Origin of the sequence: Pseudonocardia sp. TRM90224 (assembly GCF_021245725.1) — a bacterium.
Lineage (GTDB): Bacteria > Actinomycetota > Actinomycetes > Mycobacteriales > Pseudonocardiaceae > Pseudonocardia.
Genome location: NZ_JAJGSX010000001.1, coordinates 71,259 through 97,629 on the forward strand (window position 1 = coordinate 71,259; position 26,371 = coordinate 97,629).

2 protein-coding genes are annotated in these 26,371 nt (G+C 72.8%); one reads left to right on the top strand and one right to left on the bottom strand.

All coding sequences use genetic code 11. From position 1 onward, the window contains the following. Positions 1-57: 57 nt before the first annotated feature. Positions 58-25,686 carry an alpha/beta hydrolase gene (locus LL648_RS00205; RefSeq protein ID WP_232660963.1) on the bottom strand — a complete coding sequence of 8,543 codons (25,629 nt, stop codon included), beginning with the start codon at positions 25,684-25,686 and terminating at the stop codon, positions 58-60. Between LL648_RS00205 and LL648_RS00210 the strand changes: the two genes are divergently transcribed. Continuing rightward, positions 25,660-26,319 (top strand): hypothetical protein, encoded by a 660-nt coding sequence (locus tag LL648_RS00210; RefSeq protein ID WP_232660295.1) that lies wholly within the window; start codon positions 25,660-25,662, stop codon positions 26,317-26,319. The genes LL648_RS00205 and LL648_RS00210 overlap by 27 nt on opposite strands. Positions 26,320-26,371: the final 52 nt, after the last annotated feature.

Genomic DNA, 26,371 nt, shown 5'->3' on the forward strand with positions numbered 1-26,371 from the left:
GCTGGGCCCCAGCGCTGTTCCGACAGCGCTCGGACCCATCTCGCGGCCAGCGCCCGCCTACCTACCAGCAGGCGGTTCGAACGTCCACGACGCCGTCCTGCCCCGTTCCATGTCACCGGCGAACGCGGTGACGTAGGAGGGGCCGACGCCGACCACCGGTACGACGAGCGTCTCCTCGTACGCACCGTTGCGCGCCTCGCGAACCACGAGGTCGTAGACGACGCGGTTGCGGACGGTGGGCGCGGTGCCCCGCTCGAAGAGCGATTCCTCCTCGCGCAACCCGAACTGCGCCCCACGCCGGACGGAGTCCGGCGCTGCTCCTGAGAACCCGATCTCGACACCGGACGTCGCCCCACCGTCACGTCCGAACGGTCGCTGGCGGGTGGAGGTGCGGGCGGTTGCGGTGAGCCACTGCGTCCGGGACACCGAGCGGATCTCGACGTTGCCGCGGCCGGCCACCACCGTCTCCTCCTCGAAGGGGTGCGCACGCAGCGCGAGATCGATCTGCACGTCCCGGCCCATCCTGTTGTGCACGACGAGCGGTGCCATCCCGGCCCCATCGGGTGTGGCGAGCCCGTGCAGGAACGCGGTGAGGGCATCCGGCTCGAACATCCGGTGGACCCGTGCGCGGTTCCGGTTCGCCTCGGCCTTGGTCAGCACCCCGTGGCGCACGAGCTCGGCGAGCACGTCGGTGACGAGCTGGTCGACACCGGGGGCCGCTCCCGGCTTCGTCGAACTCGCACCACGCGCGTCGGCGTAGGCGTGCAGGGGGATCCGGCCTTCGCGCGACCCGGCCAGCCGAGCGGACGAACCGGTGTCCGACACAGCCGGTGCCGCCAGGCCGTTCGGGATCAGCCGCAGCGCGCTGCCCTCGACGGATGTGGTCCGCACCTCCGTACCGGGCAGCGGCCGGCCGTGCAGCGACGCGCTCAGCCACGTCGAGATCTCGAGCGTGATGCCCTGCCGGACGAGTTCGACGCCGTCGAAGGAGGCCAGCCCGCGCAGGTCGGTCTGCTGCAGGGTGTCCTCCGCCGACCGCCCGCCGCCGACCGTCGAGCTGATCGAACCCTTGCCGATGCCCGTAGCCGCGATGCCGACCCTGCCCCCGATCGCTCGGCTGCGGGCAGCTCCGGCCGTTTCCTGGCCGTACCCGTACGCCTGCAGCAGCAACAGCACCGAGTTGTCATGCCCTTCGCGGACGGCGGTTCCGACGTATCGGAAACGGAGTCGCTGCACGACGAACCGGTGGCGGTACGCGTCGGCGACGGTGTTGCCGAGGCGGACGGGGATGCTGGTGACCATCCCGTCTTCGGCGAGCATCCGGTCCCGGTGACCCCACACCCGGTTCGTCGCGTAGAGGTTCGACAACGTCGTGTGGACGACGGGGTCGCGGTCGCTCAGGCCGGGCACCAGCTCGTCCAGGTGGCGCAACGCCTCCGGCAGGACGACCTGGTCCACAAGCACGACCGGGAACCCGTACTCGGCGGTGTAGTGCCGCTGCAGCTGCGGGGTCAGCACGACGGAGTCGTCCTTCGAGTCGGCTGCCCCGTTGCGGTACTGCTCGGCGAGCTGGACCTCGACCGGCGCGAATCGGACGGCCGCGAAGGCGAGCACGTCGTCGAGAGCTGGTGGGACGGAACCGGCGAGGAATCCGACGGCCTCGGCCAGCCTGGCGGCGAGCAACTCGGGAGCGTGCTCCTCGGACAGCTGCGGAGCCGACCCGCCCGCGGCCTCGCGGTCAGCGGCATAGCGGCCGTACAGCCCGGCGAGGGTCGGCTCGTCCACCACGAGGTCGTACTTCTTCTTCCCGCTGTCGTCGAGGTGGAACCGCAGCGTGCGCTCGACGGCGTCCGCGATGTGTCCCAGCGGGACGAGCACCGCTTCCCCCGCCGCGTAGGCACGCAGCACATCCCGTTCGGGCGTCACCAGCACCGCCGTGCCGTCGACGGCGTCCGTGCGGGTCCGGTCCTCGACCCGGACCGCGACGGTCGTCGTGAACCGCAGCAGACGCAGGACCTGCTTGCCGAGCTCGACCACCAGCCGCTCGATGCCCATGATCCGCAGCAGCCCGGTGGACCAGCTGCGCCCACGTGACCACGACCCCGACGGACTCGCTGCGAACCCGAGATCGCTCTGCTGCCGGAAGGCGCCGCCGAGCCCGAAGCTGAACTTGTGGCCGCGGGACCGCCCCCGGCTGCTCCCGAGGCTGCCCATGGTGAAGTTGATGAACCCGTGCACCATGTCGAGCAGGGCGACGACCTTCGACTTCCCGGCCGTGGCGCGCAGCGTCACGACGACCTCGACCGCTCGGCCGCCCGCCCCGCGCGCCACCACGGTCAGCCGCTGCTCCACCTGCAGGAGGTCCAGGAAGGACGACTGGACGGTCTCGACGCTGGTCGCCTCGATCAGCTCCTGCTCGACGGCCGGGTCGAGGCGAAGGCCCTGCGCGTCCAGCAACCGGCGGACGGTACCCAGCAGGTCGCCGGGATCGACGGCGTAGGGGTTCGCCCGGTACAGGAGCGTCACCGGCGTGTCCTGCCATTCGGCGTCCACGAACGGATCGGCGACCCGTCCGGTGTCGACGGGCAGCATGTCGCTCGGGAACAGGACGTCGAGGGTGATCGCGCCCCGCGCGATCTCCGTCGTCCCACTGCCGTCCGGCGTGAGCGCGACGACCATGTCGAACCGGCTTGAGAAGGCCGCGGTGTCCGTCGTGGGTTCGGTGAGCGAGACCGCGTTCCCAGTCGCTCCTTGTGAGTCCCCGGCGTTGCGGCCGCGATCCTGCGCGAACCCGCCCTCCCCCGACATCGCGGTGTCGGTCTGATCGCCGTCGAGCACCGGGTCCCTGTCCTCACCGAACAACACCGTGCGCGCCATCGAGACCGCCCAGCCGAACCCGCGCGACCGCGACCTCGACGTCACCGACGTCGCGGACATGATGCTCAGCGCAACCGGGACCCTGGCGAGGCCGCGGCCGCGGTAGGAGAGCTCGCCGTCACCCTCCAGCCGGACGTCCAGCCGGAATCGGCGCGCGACAGCGTCACGTCCCGGCACCCGCACCCGATCGGTCGCCGCCGCCGGCACCTCCAGCACGACCGTGCGGCCCGCCCGCCGCATCTGTCCGGTACCGGCCGCAACACGAGCCGGCGACACCACATCGCGGACCCTGCGCCGGTTCTCCAGCTGGGCGACGATGACGTTCTCGTCGGTCGACCAGTCCTTCGGGTCCTCCGCCGGCAGCAGTCCGAAGGCAACAAGATCGGCCTCGACCCGCGCCCGGACGTCGTAGACGCCGTGCACGTTGCGGGTCGCGGCCATCCCGGTGTCGGCGACCTGCTCCGAACCGCTGCCGTGCCAGCTCGGCGCCAGTGGCAGCCGACCCGGCGGCGCCGACGGGTCGAGTGCACCGGCGACGACCGGTGCCCCGTCCGGGCCGGGCGAGACACCCGACGCGTCCACCGGGAACCCGAAGGTCCACGCGTCGTGCTCGTCCATCCGGACCAGGAAACCGACCACCCGCTCCACGGCGATCGGCGTCCGGTCGCCCGACACCGGCGTGACGACCACGCGGACCCTCGTGTGGATCTCGTACCCCTGGGTCTGCGGGCTGCGGTGCACCTCCGGGCTGATCGCCTCGCGGTAGACACCCATCGAGACACCACGGCTCCGCGACCAGGCGCCCCGCATCGACACCCGCAGCCGGAACACGTGCAGGACCGCGGCCACCACGGCAACCAGCACCGACGCGGCGGCGAACGCCGGCCCCGGCAGCGTCGTCAGCCAGAGCGCCCCGAGCACGGCCTCGGCGAGAACGGCGACCGCGACGCCGAGGGAGATCCCGCGCGAGCGCGAGCTGCTGCTGGTGGTCCCGACCTTCGAGAACCCGACGTAGAGGTCCTCCACCTTCTCGTGGTCCGACCGCGGGCCGGTCGGCCGCGGCTGGTGCGCCGGGTCGGACCGGCCGTCGAGGACGTCGGCGGTGACCGTGATCTCCCCGAGGGCCGTCCCGTCGTCGGTGGTCAGCAGCTCGGGCAGCAGCCCGGCCGGGTCGTTGACCGCACGGGGCAGGTCGCCTCGCAGCACACCCTCCACCTGCGCGAACACCTGCTTCCGGGTGCGGTCACCGCTGTCCGGACGCTGCTCGCGCAGCGCAGCGTCCACCTCGCCGGCCAGCTCGTCCAGGCCGGTCGCGCCGACGACCACACCGGAGAACGCGGCGTCCGCGGCGCGGCCACCGGGGGCCTGCGCCGTGCCCGGCGGGCCGCGCTCGATGCCTGCGTGCGAGACCAGGAAGGACACGACCTCGGCAGCCGCCTGTCCGCTCACGCCGCCGATGACCCGCGGTTCCGACGCCGTCGCTCCTGGAACGTCGAACCAGACCGTGGTGGAGACCTCGCTCTCCCAGACCTCCGAGGAGCCGCGGTTGTCCTGGACGCCACCGCCCTGCCAGCTCTGGTTGGCCTCGCTCGTGAGGCTCGCCGACGACCCGCCGTCGATGTTCACGGAGATCGACGCCGGTCCGACGTCGAACGCGCCCCCGAGGCTCATCCCGACCACCCGGGTCTGCGTCGCGGACGCGCCGGCCCCGCCCTGCACCATGTTGCCGGTCATCGTCTCCGACGCAACACGCTCGGGCGCGGGGACCTCCGCGGCTGGTCCGGCGACCATCGAGACCCGCATCTCCTGGCCGTCGGCCAGCGGGATCGACACGCCCGACGGCGAGAACAGCCGCGACACCTGCGCCAACAGGTGCTGCCGGATGTCGTGCTCCGAGTAGCGGCGCCGCGAGCCGAGCGCGCTGAGGCGCTCGTTCGCCAGCTCCGTGATTGCAGCGACCCCCGGGAGCGCGCCCGTGACCTTCGCGTTGGTGTACGCGTCCCGCGCCGGTGCGGCGCCGGCCAGCACAGCCTGGTACCTCGTCACCTCCGCGGTGGCCGCGACCACTCGCGCCTGCAGCGATCTGACCCGCTGACGGCGACCGGCCGGGGGGCCGCGCAGCTGCCCGAGCAGCGCGCGGATCTCCGCGTACGCCCGCAGCGCCTGCTCCGCCTCCCGCCGCACCGCGACGTACGCGTCCGCCCGGCGCTGCATGCGGGCGGCGTCCGACTTCCGGGCAACGGCCTCGGCCGCGTGCTTGCGGGCCCGTTCCGGCGCCCCGACGTCGCGGCCGGACGCGGCATCCCCGGCGAGCCGGAGGGCCACGGCTCGTGCCTTCCGCGCCTTCCGCGCCTCCGACTTCTTGACCTTGACCAGCGCTGCGGCCGCGCGGGAGGCGAGCCGCAACCGACGCTCCAGCACCACGATCCGGCGCTCCAGCGCATCCACGCCGGCCCTGAACTCCGCCGATCCCGGGTTCAGCGCGTCCGCCAGCGCGAGCACCCCCGACGCCAGGCCGGCCATGTCCCGCCTGAGCGCGGCTCGCCGATCCGCCTCGTCCACCGCCGCGGTGGCGACCTCCGCGACCAGCTGTGCACCGCGGACGGAAAGGCCGCCGCGGTCCGCGTGGAACTCGCCGTCCCGGAGCACGTCCTGCGCGACCGCGACCGCCACAGCACGACGGGACGGTTCCCACAGCGCGACGGCGGCCAGCTCGTTGATCGCGCCGACGATCGGCGGCGTGCCGGCGCCGATCGCGCGCAGGGCACCCAACCAGGCGACCGCCTCGACCTCGACCCGCGCGTGCTCGACCTGGTCCCCGATCCGGATCGCGAGCCAGTGCGCGGCCGCGAGCACGCGTTCCGCCGGCAGCTCGCGACCCGGCCGGTCCCGTCCGCTGATCAACACCGTGCCCCGGCCGGTCCACCGCAGCTCGACGCCGAGGCCGGCGGCGACGCGGCGGAGCAGGTCGTGGCCTTGCCACCCGCCGTCGCTCAGCGCAACCAGCTCGGCCAGCAGGGCATGCGCTTCCGCGGACGCCTCGCCGGCGCGCCCGGCCAACGCCCCCAGCTCGGCGAGCACTCGTTCGTAGGTGGCCTGGCGAGGCGCGGCGTCGACCGGCGCGGGCTCCCTGGCCCACCGCTCCTGCACGCCCGCGGCAACCACCGCCGCCTGCACCACGACGACCGGCAGACCGGCCCGGCGGGCGATCCGACGGGCCGACCACCCAGCCGTCGCGGCCGCCCCGACCGCGCTGACCAGCTCGGGCAGCTTGGCCGCCCGCTCGACGGCGTCGGCAGCCGCACGGACCGCACGGCCGGCCGCAACGACGTCGTGCCCGATCCGGAGCCGCAACCGCAGTCGGCCGGGCGGTGCGCGGGCCAGCACCGACCGCACGACGTGCACGACCACCAGCGCACCGACCACCGCGCCGAGAACCCACGTCGCCGGCTGGCCTGCCACGAGGTCGAGCAGGGTGGCCCACCACGATCCGCCATCCGCCACGGCCGTACCGCCCACCGGACCGCCGACCGCACCGGCCTCCCCGACTCCCGGCAGCAGCGTGTTCGACGCACCGAGGCCCGTCGCGAGCAGCCCGATCACCGCGAGGCCCCTGCCGAGCCATCCGACCGGCCGAACGCCCGCCTCGGTGTTTTCGACCTGCACGACCTCCGGGAAGCCGGGCCGGACCCGACGCAGGAGCTGCTCGGAGCGCGACATCGCCGCCCACGTGCCGGGCAGGTTGAGCGGGGTGGTCGACGGGCCGCCGATCCGGACGACGAACCGGCCTCGCCCGACGAGGTCGAACTCCAGCACACGCATCGCCGGGTTGCGGTCCAACGCGATCTTCAACGCGGAGATCGCCGCGATCTTGGGGCGGGACGCGGCTTCGGCGCGGCCGCCGAGACCGCGGTTCCAGATCTGGAACGCGAGCCAGGAGATGCGTCCGTACGCGCGGTGCACGACCCCGGCCGTGGCCGGGGATCCGTCCCACGGGGCATCGCGGTGCGTCGACGGTCCGTCGGGCCGGGTGATGTCGGCCGGGCTGCCGGTCACGATCCGGGCGATGTTCCGCAGCCCGATCGAGCCCCGCACGAAGTAGCCGCTGTGCGGGAGCACCACTCCGCGGCCGCCGGTGCCGGAGTCGAACACCCGAGCCCCGAATCGGGTGGCGGTGGGCACGACGTCGTGGAACCGCGCGGAAACCCGCCCCACGAAGTCGCGGTCCGTGGCACTCGCCCACACCTGGCCAGGACGCATGCGCAGCACCGAGACGTGCCCGGCGCCCACGCCGGGGCTGCCGACGAGAACGAGTGCGTCAGCCGGGAGGCCGAAGCGTTCGTCGGCGGCGGTGAGTCCCGCCGTCAGCGATCCGTAGCTGTGCGCGACCACGGTCAGCTGTGCCGTGGAGTGGACGCGCAGCCCGCCGAGGAACCGGTGCAGGAGCGGTGCCGCGGCGCGCGCGGTCGTGCGTGCTGCCGCACGGGCGAACCCGGACGGCGGCTCGTAGCCGAGCCACACCACCGCGGCGAGGTCGCGCTGCCCCTGCGACCCCGCCTCGTCCACGAGTGCGTCGATCCACTCGATCATGACGTCGGCGGTGGAGAGGTCGTTGCCCATGCCCGGGATGTAGACCGCGACGTGCCTGGCGGTGTCGGGATTGCCGATCGAGACCGCGAACCGGCCCTTCCCGGCGAGGTCGAACGCGAGCAGCAACGCTGCGGGGTCGGCGTCCAGCCGGGCCATCAGCGCGTAGATGCCCGCGAACTTCAGCCGTGCGTTGCGAGCCGCGACGTGCCCGAGCCGCTGCCGGCGGACCTCGGCGGCGAGCCAGGGGATCCGGTTGTACGCCCGGTTCAACGCTGCTCGGTTGACCCGGTCCCGAACCTCGACGGGGATCCCGTCGAGGTTGCCGATGTCGAACAGGCTCCCCTCGATGACGGCCGCGCGCTGGACGTCGTCGAGCCGCTGCCACCAGCCGGCGACCTCGGCCGGCGCGGCGCCGGCCGGCGGCCCGCGCGGATCCGCGTCGTGCGCGCCGGAGCGCCCGGACCGACCGGCCGGCGTCGGACCCGCCCGCTTCGCCGAGAGCCCGGCCCGCCCCACGACGATCACGGCCGTCGCGGCGACCACGAGCACCGCGACCCACACCATCTCCGGCCGCGCCGCCACTGCGTCGAACGCCCTCGCCCCGACGTCGCTGCCGCCGATCCGCGCGGCCTCCTGCGCGCCGGCCGGCCGGACGCCGCCGAGCAGAGCGGGGAGCGCCAGCATGGCGCCGACCAGCCCCACCACGGAGGCACCGCGCCGCAGGACGTCGGCGGATGGCTTCCGGGCAGCGCGACGGTCGGAACCACCCCGCTCGCGCAGCTGCTGCTCCAGCCTTGCGACGGCCGCGTCGTTCGCCGCGGCAGCCATGTCGAGCAGCTTGAGCAGCCGTTCCAGCCGGACCCGGGCACCCTGGTCGCTGGCCGGGTCGGCGAACGCGGGATCGATCCCGAGTAGCTGCAGCCGGACGCGCAGCTCCAGCTGCTCGGGGGTGCTCCGGTCGGTCCAGGCGGCGAGTGCCGCGCGCACCGCAGCGCGCAGTGCCGCGTTCCGCCGGCCCGCGTCCGCGTACCGGGCGAGCGCACCGCGGATCTGCCGGTCGCTCGCGCGCCACGGGAGCATCGCGAGCAGCCGGTTGCGGGCCTTCCGAACCGGTTGCGATCCGACGATGCGCGGCGCGGGAGCTGCCGCGGGCCTGCGGGCCGCTGCGCGTTCCGCCATGAACAACTCCAGTGCCGCACGCAGCAGCTCCAGCTCGTGCGGCTCGAGGCCCAGCGCGGCGATGCGTCGCTCCCGCCACTGCGGCGCGGACCGCAGGAACCACGGCGCCCATTCGCCCGCCTGCAGCAGCGCCCGCACGGAACCGAGGTCGTGCAAGCCGTTGGCCCGCAGCGCGCCCGTGATCTTCGACGGCGCCGCCTCGTCGGCACCCGCCCGTTTCAGCACGGGACCGAGCTCGTCGAGGATGCCGAGCCGCAGGTGCGCGACGACGTGGCCGACCACTGCGGTCAGCGCTCCCGTCACGATCGCCAGCACGAGCAGGGATCGAGCGAGCGAGCCGGCGGCCGCCACCAGCACGGCCACGGTGGCGCCGAGGCCGACAGCCGCGATGGAGGCTCCCATGACCAGCACCGAGACCTTGCTCCCGACGACGAAACTGCTGGTCTTCGCGATGTTGGTGAGGCTCGCCGCCGTCGCGCCTTCCGCCCATCGGCGCAGCGCCAGCCGCGGCAGTGCGACGACCACGCTCCCGACCGTGAGCAGCAGGGTCACGGTCACGAGGTTCTGCGCGTACGCGAACGCGGCGGCCGGGAGGATCACCAATGAGGGCAGCAAAGTCGCCGCGCGCAGCAGCCTCGACTCCTGCACTCCGCCGACCGCACGCTTCCCACCGACCGCAGCGGCGATCGCGCCCTTGCGCGCAACCAGCGCCTTGAACGCCTCGTAGCGGCTGCTCAGCAGGATCGTCGCCACGCCGCGCACGAACGCGACGACGCCGGAGGCGATCCCGAGCGCGGCGAGGGTCGCGATCGGGTCGCTGACCCGCACCATCGTGTCGAACAGCGCCCCGCCGAGCAGGACACCCGGTAGCCCCGTCAGCAAGGTGACCAGCGGGATCGACATGACGGCTCGCAGCAACCCGCGAGGGGTCGCGAGGACCTGCCGGAACCAGCCCTTCAGCGCGGCCGGCCGCGACACCGACACCCCCGGTTCGAGGCCGGGCTTGCGGCCGCGGAGCACCAGGAGGGTGAGCGACGTCAGCGCGGCGGCGACCACCGACATCCCGATCAGCGTCGTCGGCACGCCGAAGGCCTGGACGCTGCCGGTGACGGCGAGCGGGAACACCAGCGCCATGACCCGGTTCGCGAGCTCGTTCCGCCCTGCCCGCTGGTCCTTCAACTCCGGCGCCGCCGGGTGGTTGCGCTCCGTCCACGCCTGTGCCAGTGCTGCGGAGGTACCCATGGAACCGATGGCGGCGAGCGCAGGCATGAATGCGTCTTGCGTCGGCGAGAGGCCGAGCACCAGCAGAGCTACCGCGCCGGCCGCACCGAGCAGCGCCATCGGCCACATGGTCTTGATGCTGCGGTCGCCCAGCAGCGCGAAGAACCCACCGACCAGCGCAGCCGCGACGGCGGCGTTGGCGCCCTCGTTCGCGACCCACCCCGCCTCGACCCCGAGCGTCGCCGCGATCGCCATTCCCGCGATGGAGGCGATGCTCGTGGCCTGGCCGGGAAAAGCGCCGAACAGCCCGACGACGGTCGGGATGAACCGCTTGCCGCCTTCCCGCGCGCGGGCCTCCGCCTTCTTCGCCTGCTTGCGGCCGACCCCGGCAGCGGCGGCAGCGTGCGACGCCGCGACCGCGGCACAGGACTCCGCATCCGCCAGCCCGGCGAGGGATGCTTCGACGGCTGCGGCGCGATCGGTCAGTGCGGCGCGGACCGCCTCCGGCGCCGTCCGGCGCAGGTCCGGCGGGAGCCTGCGGGTCAGAAGGTACAGCGCCGCGGTCCGGACGAGCGCCGGCACGAACGCCACCATCCGCGCGGGGAAGGAGCCCGCAGCCCGCCAGCGCGCTGCGGCACGTGCCTTCGCGGTCAGGCGGGCACGCAGCACCGGTTCGATCTTCTCGAGCGCGCTCAGCTGCGTGCGGAGCCGGTCGAGCCTCGCCACCGCTGCCAGGTACGCCCGCGCGGCGGTGCGGGTCGGGCCGTAGAGCTGCTTCGGGCTCGCCTTCGCCGAGCCGCGCCCCGCCGGCGCGGCCCACACCCCGTCCCGCAGCGCGACCAGCACCGCTGCGGCGACCTCGGAGGCCGGGAGACCACGGCCGCCGATGACGGCGCCGAGGTCCCGGCCCATGGCCGCCAGCAGGTCCGGCGGTGCGCGGGCCAGCAGCTCGGCGAACGCACCCGACGGTACGAGCAGCCTGCCGTCCGTCCCGGTCTCGACCCGGATCAGGCCGGCGGCGACCAGCTCGGCCACCAGCTCGGCGACGGCACCGTCCCCGTTGGACAGGCCGGTGCGGAAGGCATCCAGCCGCGGATCGCCGAGGTCGGCGCCGTCCAGCCGGGACATCCGGACGCCGCGCGGGTCGAGGGCCAGCCGCCCGATCAGCCACTCCACGAGCGCAACCGCACCCGACACCCGGCCCTGCCCCCGACCGATCCCACGCCACGTGACACGCAGCTGCGCCCACGCCTTCGCGCGCTTCGCCGCCGCGCGCCAACGGGCCAGCACCAGCAGCCCGATGGTCGCCGCCGCGCCCCCCAGCCACGTCCGCCACCCCGGGGTGACCCCGTTGTCGGTGACCACCGGCACCGGTGGCGGTGGCACCTGGGACTGCTCCACGTCTGGCTGTGGCGCAGGAGCGGGGTCCGGCAGCCGGAGCCGTTCACCCGCCCGGATCCGGTCCTGGCTCTTCCGGGTCGGGAACCGATCGGGGTTGGCTCCGACGAGCGCCTTGCGCGTCGTACCGGCCCGCTCGGCGACCTCGCCCAGCACCTCACCCGGCAGGACGACCACCGTGGCCGCACCGGGCTGGACGGGCGCGCCCGATCCGGACGCGTCCGCATGGCCCGAGAGCAGCACGCCGAGCCCGAGGACGCCGGCCGCGATCGCGCCCACGACCACCCGGCGGACCGCACCGGGATCCGGCGGCCCGCGGATCCTGATCAGCGCGGCCACCGTGCGGACCGCCGCCACCGTGATCACGACCCCGGCAGCCCACGAGAGCACGGGTGCGGCCGCGCCGACGGCCATGACGCCGAAGCCGTCCGACGACGCCGTGTTGTGCAGCAACGGCCCGGCCACGGCAGGAGCGAACCCGAGCAGGGCCGGCAGGACCATGCCGACGACGGTCGACCCGAAAACGATCGCCGCGGAGCGCCAGCGCCGCGAGGGCGGGGTGGCGGGTGCGGATTCCAGCCCGCCCGGGATCGTGCCGAGCGTCCGGCCAGCGCGCTCCAGGTCTGCGAGGAGTGTCCGGATCCTGGCCTGTTCGGTGACGAGTGCCCGGATCCGGTCCGCTGCGGGCACCTTCGCCGACCGCTCGATCGCGAGCGCCGCGTCCAGCTCGGCCAGCGCCGCCCGCAGTCGCGCCTGCCTGGCCAGGTTGCGTGCCACGGCCCGGTCCAGGTGCCGGCCGCGGTGCAGCCGCGGAACCACCATGCCGCGCCCCGCCGCCCGGACGCGGTCGAGCTCCGCGTCGAGCCTGGCCCGCCGCCGCCCGGTGGCGGCCGCAAGCTTCGCCTCCAGCCGCTCCTGCTGGATCCTGTTGCGGGCCTGCATCCGTTCCTCGAACGCACCTGGCAACGCCTCGATCGTCGCGCGGATCCCGGCGCGGTTCACCGCGTTCACGGAGAAGTCTGCGAGCAGCCGCAACCGTGCCCAGAATGAGCGGGCCCCGCCGCGCCGTTCGCGCTGCGACGCCTGCTCGGCCATCGTCCGCACCAGCATCCGCTGCGCGTGGTTCAGCCGCTGCACGAACGCGCGGGCGATCCGCCGCTCCGGCATCCCGCGCAGCCAGCGACCGGCCCCGCCGGGCAGCAGCCGCGCCACGCCGCGCGACACCCAGAACAGGACCCTGTACAGCTGCCGGCCGGGGCCCATCAGCAGGTCGAAGGTCAGCTTCCGCTCGCGGACCTTCGCCTCGGCATCCTTCCCCGAGAGCCGGAGGTGGGCGGCCCAGACGTTCCCGAACCCGACCGCGAGGCCGATCTGCCAGAACACGAACAGGTCGAGGCTCTTGTCCGCGGTCCCCTTGTAGTAGGACGCCAGCCAGTACAGGAGCCGCTGTCGCAGCCGCGGTCCGGTCACCTTCGGCGCCGGCACCCCCGGCATCGGTGTGAACCCGGTTCCCAGTATCTGGTACGCCTGCGCGAGCAACGCGATCCGGACGAATCCGAAGAAGGTGAACCCGGCGAACACCTGACCGTCGGCCACCACCGTGAACGGGTACTTCTCCCGGTTCGCCGATTCCTCGCGCAACCCCTTGCTCATCGACGTCGAAAGGACCCCGAGCAGCAGCGCGCCCGCACCGACGACCTCGAACGCGAGGAACGCCAGCAGGGGCCACGAGACCAGCGGAACCTGCCACAACGGCACGGTCAGCGCGAGCATCCACGCCCGCTCCCACCGCAGTTCCTTGAGGTACGCGACCAGGCCACGGCCCTCCCGCGGCCCCAACTTCGCGTGCGGGAACAACGCGATCAGCGGCAACAGCAGGGCCGCCACCACCGGACCCACCAGCCACGCCACCGCCGCGAGCACCAGGACAGGCACGATCGGCAGGTAGATGCGCCGCTCGGCCCGCTCGATCGCCGAACGGACCGCGCCGGGGACGGCCCGGACCGGTGGCGGGGCCCGCGCCCACACCGCCCCGACCGCCTTCAGCACCAGGGGCACCGCGGCGATCAGCACCAGCTCCCCGATCCCCGGACCGTTCGCCGCGAGGAACGCCGCGAGGTCGCCCCAGAGACCGCTGTTCAGCACCGTCTCCAGCCAGGCGGGGGTGGCCGACGCGTCGACCGGCAACGCCTCACCTGCCGGCGCGAACACCGAGTTCGAGAGCCCGAGCCACCCGAGCGCCAGGCCGACCAGCGAGAACGCCTTCCCCAGCCACCCCTTCTTCTGGTGGATGGACTGCAGGATCTCCTTCTGCGCCTGCGACGCCCAGGGCAGCATCTTCTCGATCAGCGCCCGTCGCTCGGTCGGGCCCATATGGCTGAGCAGATCGCTGATCCGCTGCTTGAACGCCTGCCGCTGATCGGGGTGCCGCTGTGCCTGCGCCCATTCGGACATGACCAGCTTCGCGAACACACCGGGCAGGACCTTCGCGAGACCGCGCGCCGACCGGCCGGCGGCTCGGACGGCCTCGACCCTGCTCCGGTCGTCGAGCCCCTTGATCATCGTGACGAACCTGCCGATGGCGGCCCCTTCCAGCCTCGGCCGCTTGCCGACGACACGGGCGTTGTGGGCGGACCGCCACTGGTCGAGGACGGCCGCGAACTCGACCGGATCGACGCCGGCAGGCAGCCCGCCGAAGGGCGCACCATCGCCTCCCGGCGTCCCCCGAACGCCCCCGAGCCCGTCGATACCGGACTCCCGCAGCAGCAGCACGTGCAGCAGCGCACCCATCTCGCTGCGATCGATCCGGTCGCCGTACGTCGCGAACAGAACGGACCGATCTGTCAGCCCCAACTCGACGAGCAACCGCTCGGCAACCTCGTGCCTGCGGACGAGCTGCTCGCCGTACTCCTTGCCCTTCGGGACGTCGAGGACGGCTCGTGCGGCGGCCCGCAGCCGGTCGACCGCTGCACCCGACGCCGCCGGGGGTTCCGATGTCGTCGTCTCCTGCAGGTACCGGGCGGCGAGCCGGCGCACCGACGCGATCAACAGCGCGTCGATCTCCGCGGGGGTCCACTCCATCTCCCGGCCGTCCCCTTGGCCCTTCGCGGTGATCAGGACGATCGGGTTGGTGGGGTCGGCCTGCCGAGGATGATCGCGGGAGAACTGCTCGAACGGGATGTCCGCCGCACCGTTCGACCTGATCACCGCACGGACGACCCGGTCGAGCGTCGACCGGCCCACGTCCGGCTTGATCTCGCGATAGGCCTGCCGGAGGCTTTCCGGATCCGACCGGGTGGCGAAGACGAACCGGCGATGCTGCTCGTCCTTCTTCCGCTGGAACAGCTTGCGCTTGACCTTGACACTCACCACCGTTCCGCCGACCAGGTAGTCGATCTCCGCGAGCTCGCCGAGCACCTCGTCGTCAGCCCCGAGCAGGAGCAGGCGTGCGTTCTTCAACACCCGCTCACCACGACCGGCCAGCGTCCTCGCCTCGTCGAGCGCCAGGTCCTCCGCGACGAAGCCACGGGCCGTGCCCGCCCAGCCCTTCTTGACCAGTGCGGTCGCGGCGGCCCCGCTCACCTGCAGCCACAGTTGCGCGTTCCGGCGGATGACGTCCCCGCCGTACCTGCGCAGGTGCGCGTCGACCTGCTCCTCCTGGGCCGGCGTCAGCTCCGGCCCAGCGCGAACCGGCGGCCCGCGCGGCACGATCGGCGACGCCACACCGGGCGGTCCCACCCGCACCGCACCCGCCAGGGCCGTGCGTGTCGTCAGCACCGGCGGCGCCGGCACCTCGAGCATCGACCCCGAACCGTCGGCCTGCATCCAGCGGCCGCCACCGGTGACCCAGGAGATGCCGTTCTCGTGGTGCACCCATACGTCCGAATCAGGCGCCACGACGAGCGCGTTCAGATCCCGCTGCAGGCGCGCCATCTCGACGCTGCACCCGCCCAGCCCGCAAGCCGGGATCACCACGCGCGCCCGCTCACCGGCCCGCGCCCGCCACTTGCGGAACTCCGGCAGCGCGTTCAGCAGCGCAGCCAGCTGCCCGGCCCGCAGCCGGATCGTGATGCCTCCTTCCACGACGTAGGCGCCGTCCTGATCACCGTGCAGGACCACCACGAAGTCGGATCCCCCGCCACGCAGGTACCACCCGCGCGCCCGCAGCGGATCACCTTCCGCGGCCAGCACGACACCGGCTCCGTCAGGGTTCACCACCATCCGACCTGCGATCCACCGCAGGTCGCTCCTCTTCGCCAATCGCACGGCGGGTGGACCGCGAGCGCGAGCGAGGTGAACCGCGACCACGACCGCAACAACCAGGGCCGCCACGACCGCGAGCACCTGCGGCACCGGCGAGGACCACAGCCACTCCATGATCCCGTCGATCGGGCCGCTGTTGCCCACAGGCGGCACCCCGAGCAGCAGCCCCGCCTTGCCCGTCCCGTTCCGGCCGTCCGGCGGCCCGCTCGTGCCGGATCTGCCGCCATCGCCACCGCTGTTGCCGCCGCTGCCGCCGCCGTTCCGATGCGGTCCACCGTTGGCCGGCGGAGTGGCCGGCGGGGCAGCCGGCGGAGTGGCCGGGGACGGCGGTGCGGGGAGGCCCGACCCAGGAACCGGGCGACCGGCCGTCGCCATGCTCCAGCCGGGCGCGCCACCGGTTGCAGCGGCCGTGGTCGAGCCCGGTCCCGGCAGCACCGAGGTCGCCGCAGCGGCGCCGGCAGGGTCGGCGGGGCCGACTGCGGGCACCGGGTGGATCGAGGCCTGCGCCGTCAACAACACGCCGAGCGAGGCCGGCTCGTTCTGCGCAGCAGCTCCGATGACCGGTGTGCCCGTCGAAGATCCGGCCGACACCGTGGATGCGGACTGCGTGCCGATCGGTTCGGCCGATGCCGCCAGGGAACCGAGCAGCGGGTTGCTGGACGGGCCGGACGTGCTGGACGGAAGGCCACTGAGCCCGGCCAGCGGATCGGTCGACGCAACCGCGGGCGCGGTGCCGGTGCCGGACCAGGAGTTGGCCGCACCATGGCCGACCCTTCCGGGCACGATCAGCTGCGCGCTGCTGTGCTGGACCACCGGCACCACACCGGTCTGCAAGGCCATCGAGCCGGTCGGTGCGAACGCCTGCTGACCAGTGGTCACCGCCGGGCCGGCTACGGCGGGCGGCCCGTTCCGGGGCTGTGTCGCCGACGATGATCCGGTCGCCGACGATGATCCGGGAAGCACCAGTGCCGAGCTGCCGCTCGGCGCGGGCCCCGGGTTGGTCTGCGCGATCGACGACGGCACCAGCAGCCCGGTCGAGTTCACCGCCCATCCCGCAGGTGGTGGCGTCGACCCGGGCGGGAGTGCCGACCCGGGCTGCCGCAGCGGCGCCGGGTTGACCGACGGCGGCACCAGCAGACCCGACGACGTCGGCACCCACCTAGCCGGCGGGGCCGGCGGCACGGCTCCCGGTGCCGTGATCGGTGGTACCCCCTGAGCGGCGGCCGGCAGCAGGTACGACGGGAACGGCAGTGGGCCGTCCATCCAGCCGTCGTTGAGCGGGCTCAGGGCCAACCCCAGGTTCCCCCGGAAGGCGTGCGCGGCGTTGTCCATGGCTCGGCGGGCCACCAGCCCGGCCGGGCGAGCGGACAGCATCATCCCGCCGAGCATCAGGCCCTCCATGGCGCTGGCCCGGGTCGCCGGAGTCATGGTGTTCCACTGCGAGTAGGTCTGGTAGACGCCCGCGGCGTACAGGCCGACGTCGCCGACTTCGCCCGCGACGTCGAAGCTGTGCACGATCGCTCTGTGCGCCTTCGCCCCCTTGGCGGCCAGTCCGGCGAGTCGGCCGACGAAAGGCAGGGCGGTGACGGCCATGTCGGCCCAGATCCAGCCCGCCGTCGGGTCGTCGAAGGCGATGCTCTGGTTGCGTTTCGCCCGGTTGTACAGCGTTATCCCGGAACGCGTGAGATCGACGGCCGTCGCCGCGCCCGCAGCGAAGGCCCCCGCGGCCGCAACGCCGCCGGACCCGACGGTCATCACGACGAGCCCGCCGGTGACGACCACAGCGGTGCCGATGTCGAGCACCCGGTCCAAGGTGGACGTGTAGCGGGCGGCCTCGGTCACGGAGCGGATCGACCCCGATGCGTCGTCGGCCAGCCAGGTGAGCTTCCCGTCCTCGGCGTAGAGCTCGTTGTTGTTGCGGAAGTTGTCGATCGACGGGTAGACGGCCCCGGTGCGGTCGACGTAGACCTCAGTGCCATCGGCCTTCTTCACCCGGAACAGCGTCGAGTCGTCGAACCTCGCGTCCTTGCTCGACCCCGGGCCGGGGTCCGAGTACATCATCGGGATGGCCGTGACCACGCCGCCGGCGTCGGCGATCGCCTTCGCAGCCTTCGCCACGGCCGCCTCGTCGACCTTGCCGCCCGCGCCGGTGTTCTCCTGTCGCAGCCGCTCGACGACCTGGTCCTGCGACATGTCCCCGCGCCGCATGTTGTCCTTGAGCCACTGGTCGGCCGTCCTGGTGGCCGCGGCACCGGCGAGCACGTCGGCGTCGTACCTGACCTGGAACTGATCCCGCAGGCCCTTGTCGGGGTGGTACAGGTACGACGGCATGTTGATCGCGGCCTGCTGGTCGTACAACGTGTCGCGGCTCATCGTGGATGGCAGTGCCCTGACCCGGCCGAGCCGGACCTGCGGAAGGACGGGGTTCTCCCGCGCATGCGCGTAGGCGAGCTCGGATGCTGTCGCGTAGCGCCCGATCGTGGGTGCATAGGGCACCTGGTTCGGGTCGCCGGAGGCGGCCATCGTCCTCGACAACGAGTCGAACCGCCTGATGTCGGCATCGATCTGCGTCATGCGGCCGGCCCACGCCGGATCGCCGGCACCGGACACCATCGCCATGTCGGCGCCGCGCAGCGCGGCGTCGGCCGCCGTGACCCGGTCCTGCACGGAACGGAGGTTCCCGTTGTAGGCCTCGGTCGCCGCGTTGAGGCTCCGGATGCCCGCGTTGAGCTCGTTGGCCCACTTCTGCGTCTTGTCCGGTGAAGCGTCGAACGCCGCCCTGTCCTTCGCCAGCTGGGTGGCGAGCCCGTCGAGCCGCGCCCGCTCGCCACCGAGGCCGAGCGCGGCGTTGTCCGCGAGCGCGCGTTCACGCTGCAGGTTCTGGAGGTTCCGCTGCGCGATGTCGATCAGGTTCGGGTCGCTGTCGCGCTCCTTCGCGGACAGGCTCGGGTTGATGTCGACCAGCTTCTGGACGACCTGCGGGTTGCCCTGCAATGCGATGTCGGCGTTCTTGGGGTCCTGCGGCATCTTGACGGCCCGGTTGACCCCGTCGATCACGCCCCGCGCGGCAAGCCATTCCTGCAGCGCGCCGGCCTTCTCCGTGCCCATCTCGGCATCGATCTCACGCATCGTCGGCAGGATGCCGCCGAGCTCCTTGGCATCGATCTTCTTGTCGTTGCGGCGGCCGTTCTCGAAACCGCCCGCGACATCACGCATCTTCTGCACGACGGTGGGGTGCTTGGCCGCCATCGAGTCGTCGGTGATCCGCGCCCCGTAGTAGGAGGCGGCCGCGAGGTCCTGCTCGACGCCCGACATCGGGACGAGCTTGTTGTACCGCTCCTTCTCGGCCGCCGGCAGCGACTCGTACATCTGCTTGGTCAGCGGCGGCAACATCAGGTTCGGGTCGTCCGGGTTCGCCACCCCCATCTGCCGTGCGAGGTCGTTGTCGAGGGCGTTGTGCAGCGAGGGGCGCTGCCTGACCTTGTCGGCACCCAGCCACCAGCTTGGGCCGACCTCGCCCTTCCACTCGTATTGCTTGCCGCTCAGTTTCGTGGGGTAACACGCGCCGGCACACGGCTGTGCGGGGTCGAACCGCCCGCCGGAGCAGTCCTTCGCGTCCGTGCAGTAGTAGCCGCGGCTGGCGGGGTCGTCCATGCGCGGTGGCCCGATGTTGTTGCCGTAGTGCATCCCGATGCCGCAGGTCGCGGCCCGGCAGCCGAGGTACTCGTTGGTGCGGCTGCTACCGGTGGTGCATGCTCCCTTGCAGATCACCACCTCGCCGTCGCCGTTGGTGTCCGGGGTGATCGTGGTGATGCGGCAGCCCTTGGCCTTGCATTGGGAACCGACGCCGGTCGGGCTCACGTAGCTGATCGGGACCTCGGACCTGTTCGTGTACGAGAAGTAGCCGTTCGGCGCGCCCGGCCGGGCGCGGAACTCGTGGTCCATCTCGCAGTTGAGGCACGCGGTCACGCCGGGTGTCGCGCCGAGGCTCGAGTAGGGCTTGCCCTTGGCACCCGGGTAGGGGTGGGTCGTCACGCCGTAGAGGCATGCCCCGGTGCAGGTGTCCTTCGTGACGGCTCCGGGAGGCGCGGTCTTCGTGCACTGACCGGTGCACTGCAGCCGGCCGCCCTTGCCGTTCTCGTCGGTGAACTCCCCGCTCAGGACGTCGCCGTCGCGGCCGATGCCTGCGTTGGCCATCTTCCACCCGTTGGCGAGGGTGATCTCGCCGGCCTGACCGGTGATCCGGATCGAGCCGTCGGTCATCGTGCCGCGTGAGTCGAGCCCTCGGGTGAACACCTGGGTGAGCCCTGCGCGGCCGCCCTGCGCCACGATCTTCGTGCCCTCGGCGGAGGTCAGCTCACCCGAACCGGTCCACGTGAAGGCGCCGCGGGTCCCGTTCTCCGACCGGCCCGTGATGGCGGCGTCGATGCCGCGGATGTCGAACTTCTCCATCTTGTCGCCGAAGCCGACGCTCCCGCTGCACCCGTCGGGACACGTCGTGCTGAACGGGTTCCCACCCTTGTCCGAGAGGTTCGCGACGTGCTCCTGCCCGGGCCGGGACGGCTTGCCGAACTCGACCCTCGAACCGCTACGACCGTCGACGGCTTCGCCGGTCCCCTTCACCCGGATCTGGCCGCGACCCTCGGCGTCCCGGGCGATCCGCAGCCCCTCGACGCCCTTGCCCCGGTCCCACTGGTCGCCCTTTCCGTTCTTGCCCGCAACGGTGGGGATCGCTCCCTCGAACCCCTTCCCCGGCGTGTACGAAACCGTCTCGCCGCTCGGCGAGGTGGCCTTCGCCACGGGACACGATCCGTGGCAGACGTCCTTGACGACCTTCCGGTCCGTGCCGCGCGCCTCGACCGTGCAGACAGCCCCGTCGCAGAAACCGGTCACGTACCGCTGATCCGGTCCCAGCTCGGAGATCTTCACGACCTTGCCGTCCTCGGTGATCGCCTCACCCGGTCCCAGCGTCTTCACCACCGTCTTCGGGGTGAACGAGACGTTGCCCGGGTTCCGGCAGGACGTGTAGGTGCCGGTGCAGCCGCCCTGGACGATGCCGTTCACCACGGTCACGTACGCGCCGCAGCCACCACCAGAACGACCCCCGCCGCTGCACCGCGGCCGCCGCCACGAGTCGTAGGTGCCCTCGGCCGTCTCGAACCTGTTCGCCCCGTACGCCTCCGCGGTGTAGCTGGTCGAACAGTTCGCCGCACCCACGCACGTCGCCCCCGCATAGGCCTGACCGGGCCCGGCCGACGCCTGCGCGGTCACCATCACCCCGCCGCCGCCCATACCGCCGCCGCCGGAACCGCGCGCTGAAGCACGAGCCCACGAACCCGACTTGTGCGAAGCCGACGCCGACACCGAAGCCGAATAGGAGTGCTTGCAGTTCGTCCCCGGCGTCCCGTAGCAGGACGCACCGGCCTGCGCGAACCCCGGCCCGGACGCCGCCGAAGCCGTCGTCATCACCTGGCCACCGCCGAACGTGCCCGCCCCGAACCCGACAGCGTTCGCACGGGCGGCGCCCGCGGTGGCGGCGCTCTCGGCCCGGTAGGCGTAGGAGCACGTGGAGCCCGCGGTGCCCTGGCAGCCCGCAGCGGCCACGGCGAAGTCGCCGCCCGCGCCGATCTTCGTGGTAGCGGCGCACTCGCCGTCGGCGCCTGCGGTGCAGGCGGCGTTCCCGGTTGCCGTCGAACGACCGTTGCCCGCGACGGTGAGCGCGTTGCCATCGGTGCGCGCAATGCAGCCGGTGCCGGCGCACCCGGCCATCACCTCCGCGGTGTCCGCGGTGGCGGAGCCGCTGGTTCCGCTGCGGCACACCGGACCCGTGCAGTCCGCCGTCGCGATGGCGCGCGCCACCCCTGGCATCGGCGCGGCCGTACCGCTGCCTGCGGTTTCGGGGAGAACGGCGGGAGTGTTCGCCGCGACCGTGCGGCTGCGGGTGGTGACCGAGCACCCGCCCGAGCCGGACCCGCAGGATCCCTCGGCCGTGGCCGACGTCGACCCGGAGCTGCCGGTTCCCGTCGGGGCGACCGCGCTCGTCGCCGAGGTGGACAAGGAGATCCGGCAGGGGGCGACCCCGGTGCAACGCGACTCGCCGGAGGCGACCGATGCGCTGGTCGAGTCGGCACCCGCCCTGCGCTCGTCCGCGCCGGCAGCCGGGGTGAGCGCAGCAGCCGCGGCCTTCGCCCCACCGTCGGCGCTCGCCCCGGCAACGGAGTCGACTGCGGCGGTGGCCGAGCAACCCGTCGGACAGTCGATCTGGACGCCGGCCTGCGTGGCACCGGACGCGCCCGGCAGCATCCGGGGGTTCTTCTCGTCAGGGCTGGCCGGGTCCGCGGCGCCGGAGTCGACCGAGGTGGTGGTGGCCGCGTTCGCCACGACTCCGCATCCGGTCGTCGCGCCGGTGCAGGTACCGGTTGCGCGCGAGCGGTTCGTGGCGACGTCGTCAGCTGTGAAGGTCGCGTCCGCCGTGACGGCAGCGGTGCAGCGTGGCCCGGTGCAGCGGGCGAGCGCGGTGGACTCGCTCATCGTCGCAGGCACGCCGGTCACCGGCCGTGCAGCGACCTCGGCGGCCGTGCGGGCCAGCACTGCCTGCTGCTCCGCGGCCATGGCAGCCGCTTCCGCCCGATCCGCAACCGCGACGGATCGATCGGTGCTGCTCCCCGTCGTGTTCTTGCGTGCCGCGGTGGCCGCCCTGCGGGCCTCCCGTGCGGCCCTCTCTGCTGCGGCTGCCTGCGCCTCGGCCTGCGCTACCTGCGCGGTGTTCTTCTCGGCGACGATGTCGGCGACGACCTGGCCGGCACCGGCGGTGGAACTCGTCTGGACCTGGCAGCCACCCGACCCCGAGCAGCTACCACTCGATGTGGAAGCACCTTCCGGTGGGCCGCGCGCACCATTGGCACCGGTCACGTTCGTAGGGCCGTCGCTACCGGCGGCGGTACTGCTCGCGGAACCGGTGCAGGCCGTGCCTTGCGTGCAATCCAAGGTCGCATTCGCGATCGACCAACTGGATGCGCCTGCGACCGTCGGCGCAGCGGAGTTCGCGGACGAACCGGGCGCGGTCGGCGCCGGAGGCGTCATCGGCTGCTGGTCGTTGCCATGCTTCTCCGGGTGTTCACCGGTCTGTTGCTGCTTCACCGTCGCGTTGGCCGTCGACTTCGCCTGCACGACCGGGACGATCACGTTCGCGTCCGGTCCGGTCGAGGCGCCCGAGTTGGTGACGGCCCGGCAGTCCCCACCGGAGACCCCGTCGCAGGTGCCCTCGCTGCGTGAGCCACGCGGATCCGGCGACACCGACGGGTCCGTCGCGGTCGCCGAGCTGGTGACCTTCCCATCGCAAACATTCGCGCCATCGCAGACCAGCGCCGCACCGGCGACCGACGCCGCGGACGGACCTGCTGGCAGCCGCGCCGCATTGATCGTGGCGTCCTTGCCCGCGAACGCAAGCGCCGCACCCGGCCCGCTGGAAGCGTTGGAGAGCGACTTCAGCTCGCAGCCGCCCGTGCCACCTGTACAGCTCGCGGTGCCCTCCGACGTCCGCGACGCCGTACCGCCCTCGAACGCCGTCGTTGTCGTCTTCACCGAGCCCGAGCACGAAGTGCCGGCCACGCACGTGATCGTGGCGTCCGACGAGGCCGTCGACGTCGGGCCGGTGAGCGGCTGGCCGGCAACCGGCTTGCCCGTCGCCGGGTCGATCACCTGGAAGTCGGGAGCGCTGGAGGCCTTCGAACCGGCCTGCCCGCTGCACTCGCCGCCGCTCACCGTGCACTCCGCCGACGACGACGTACCGCGCGCGTCCGGCGTCACCGCGGTGTCCCGGGCGCTGGTCGACGCGGCCGCCGTGCCACCGCATCCGCCCTTGCCGCCCGTGCACTTGATGGTGGAGCTCGCGGTCGAGACGCTGACCGGGCCGGTCACCGTGCCGGTGTCGAGCTGCTTCATCGTGACCGCGGCCCGGTCGGCGACGGTCGTGCCGGAAGTGGCAGTGCAGTCGCCGCCGGTCGCCGAGCAGTTCGTCGAGCCCTTCGAGTCGCGCACGCCGGTGACGTCGCCGGAGGCGCCGCCGGTCGTCTCGGCGGCGGCAGTCCCCCTGCATGCCGGGTTGTTGCAATCGACCCGAGCGGTGCCGCTGCTGTCAGCCATCAGCGCACGTGCCTTCGTGCCGACCGCGGAGCCCGACTCGCTGGTGCAGCCGCCGCCGGCCGCGGTGCAGTTCGCCCCGCTGGTCGTCTCCCTGACCACGGCACCCGCGACGAGCTTCCCGTCCGTGACGGTCGCGCCGGTCCCGACGCAGTCCTTCCTCGCGCAGTCGACCCGCACCGACGAACGGCTCTCACCGGCTCCCGTCGCGCGCTGCGCCGCCTTCGCCCCGCTGGACGCCTCGCACCCACCGCTGGTGACGGTGCAGTTCGCCGCGGCACCCGTACCGGCCTCCCGCTGCTCCATCGCCGCAGTTGCAAGGGCGGGCCCCGTGCCGGCGGTGATCGCCACCGGGGCCGGGATGGTCACGGTGGCCTTGCTGCCCGTCTTGGTGTCTGTCGCCGCCGCACCCTTGCAACCCGACGCACCACGACCACAGGCGACGTCGGCGGTGGCGCGGGCCTCGTTGCTGCCCCCGTTGTCGAGATCAACCTCGATCTTCGTGGCACACCCACCGGTCGTTGCCGAGCAGTTCGCCGACGCCGCGCCCGAACGGAAGTCCGCGCCCACGGTCGACGCCAGCTGCGTCTTCTCACCGCGGTCGCCGGTCTGACCGGTCTTGCTCCCGGTGCTGTTGGACTCGCACGCACCCGCAGCGCTGCGACAGCCCACCTCGGCACCGGAGCGGTCCGCCACCGCGTCCACATCACAACCACCGGTGCAGCTCACCGCAGCAGCAGCACGCCCATCACCCGGCGGGGCATCCGTCGGAGCCGTGGCGGAGCCACGACACGATCCCGTGCCGGTCCTGCACTCCATCCCAGCACCGCTCTTGCCCGCCTGCGACGACTGCTCGCAATCCCCGCCACCGATCGAGCACCACGCGTCGGCCTTGTTCTCAGCTGCCGACGCATTGCTGCCGCAGCCCTGGTCGGCGCCGGTCAGCACACACGACGCCGAAGCCTTGTTCTCGCCTTCACCCGTCGATGCGCCGCAACCCGACGACACCCCGGCGAGTGCGACACAGCGGTCCCGCTCGGTCTCACCGTCGGCGCGGTCGGTCACCGAGCCGCACTCGACGAACACCCCGCTCGACCCGCACCCCGCAGCCGAACCATCCCGCGGTGCATCGTGCGGCACCCCGGCCGGACGGTCCCGGTTCGCCGCCTCACGCAGCTCGTCGGTCGACCGGTACAGCGTCTGGCGGTCCTGCTCCAACTGCGCGGCGCTGCGGGCGTACTCGTCCGCGCCCATCTTCGCCTTGCCCGCCTCCAGCGCGGTCTCCCGCGTGGAGATGTCACGGTGCCCGTCGACAACCTCATCGACCAGCTTCGCGCGGTCCTCCGACAGCTTCGCCTTGTCCTCGTCGGCCTTCGCCGCGAGCTCGTTGTGCGCGGTCTCCCGCGCGGCCAGCTCGTCCGCGGTGATCCGACCGGCAGATGCCTGCTTGCGCGACTCCTCCAGCTCGGCGGCAGAGGTGTCCTTCTCGATCCGGCCTTGCAGTGCCTTGTCGACCTGGTTGGCGTCATCCCAATGGTCGTGGTCGTGATCGTGGTCGTGGTCGGACGGTGGGCCGCGCGCGCTCATGGACGAGGCCGGCCGCGAGCGCAGCGAGTCCAGATCACCGCACGCGGACATCGACCGGCACTGCGCACGCGCCGACGACTCGTCCAGTTCGGTTCCGGCGAGCGGCTCCCCGCCCCCATCGTGGGAACGCTTCATCTCCGAGCCCGCGGCAACGAGCGCCGCACCGACCTCGTCCTGCAGGCGGCGCGCCGAACCGGCCCCGTCGGAGGGGTCACCGGAGGACAGCACGTCCTTCGCCAACGTCGAGATCCGGTCCACCACATCCGGGTGCTCGCGTTCGATCGCACGATCAGCCAGATCGAGCGCCCAGTCCACATCGACGGAGAACCTCTTCGCCGCTTCACGAGCGATGTCGAGCGCCCGCTCCACCGCGGCGCCGCGATCACCCGAACCGGCCGCCTCGTGCAGGTCCTCGAAGTCTCCCTGCAACTGCTCGGGCAGCTCACCCGCCCGCTGCGCCACGTCCGCGGCCCACTCGGCGGCGTCCTGCTCTGCGATCTCGCCACGTCGATCCCCGTGCGCCCGCTCCCCGGCGTCCCTCGGATCGTCGTCGTCCCGGCGCTCGCCACCGGCCTCGTCGACCAAGCTCGCCGCCCATTCGCGGACGTCGGCCTCGATGTCCTCACCGTCGACCGCTCGCTCCGCGAGGTCGACAGCCCGGTCGGCATCCACCGACAGCCGACGCCCATCGTCGTCCGGCTGCTCGCGGTCGGCTCTCGACTGCTCGACCAGGCCGGTCACCCACTCCTGAACATCACCGTCGTCGTGCTCGCCACGTTCGTCGCCGCCGTGCTCGTCGGGCCGACCCGAGCCGCCTGTGGGACGGTCCGTCGGCTCGCCCGACAGCCACTCCCGAAGCTCGGCGGACAGCTCGTCGCCATCATGCGCAGCGTGTTCTGCAAGCTCCGACGCCCACCGGCCCGCCTCATCGGCAGCCTTCTCCGCGAGCTCGGGTTCGAGATCGTCGTCCCCAGACGCACCCGAGTCGGAGAGATCATCCGAGTGGTCCCTGATGTCGTCCGCCTGCTCGGGCTCACCATCGCCGTCATCGCCCACCGCTGAACGCGTCTCGGGCGCAACGTCCTCCTGGACGCTTTCGGTCGCCTCGCTGGAG